Source organism: Ruegeria sp. CK2, from assembly GCF_056536585.1.
This window is the reverse complement of sequence record NZ_JBQFPW010000078.1, coordinates 1-639: the sequence shown is the minus strand read 5'-3', so window position 1 is coordinate 639 and position 639 is coordinate 1. Positions and strand designations below refer to the sequence as shown.

Sequence of the window (639 nt, the reverse complement as noted above, 5' to 3'; positions counted from 1 at the left end):
TGGACGGCAACCATGTCACTTCGGATGGGGAACAGGCGGTTATCGCAGGTGCCTACCTCTATAGGCTGGCCGAGACAGGCCGCGGCTGGGCCTTAAGCGCGCGGTCAGAGGCAGGGGGGCCGGTCTATCAACCTTCTGCGCCGATCTATGACAGCTATGGCCAGTCGCTGCTGGCGCTGAATGGCCCCGCATCGCTGCGCAGCCGGGGCAGCTCGGAGGACTTCCGGAGCCTGGCCTGGGACGGTGGCCCAGCCACACAAAGCGCAGGCTCCCCGCTGTGGTTCCGGATGGGGACGGAACAGGTCACGCTGTCTGAAGAGCACAGCACAACAGGGGCCGCGCTTGACAGCGGTCTCTGGGAGATAGAGATCGGCGGAGATGTTGTCCTGAGCGAGAGCGGGGCAGGGCTGTTTGTGGGCGGGCTGCAGTTCTCCTACGCCACGGGCAGTGCGTCGGTGACCTCAGACTTTGGAGACGGGTCGATTGACACCAGTGGCTTTGGCCTTGGGGTGACGGCCACGTGGTATGACAATCGCCGGTTTTATGTCGACGGGCAGTTCACGTTTGCCTCCTACACGAGCGATCTGGACGCCGACAGGATTGGAACCCTGGCGGACGGCAACGGCGGCACCGGCTATG

At 64.2% G+C, this 639-nt stretch carries 1 protein-coding gene; it reads left to right on the top strand.

Annotated features, from left to right (window positions below):
• Window positions 1–639: autotransporter outer membrane beta-barrel domain-containing protein (locus tag ACR0BU_RS24770; RefSeq protein WP_480739597.1), on the top strand; the 639-nt coding region annotated here is incomplete at both ends.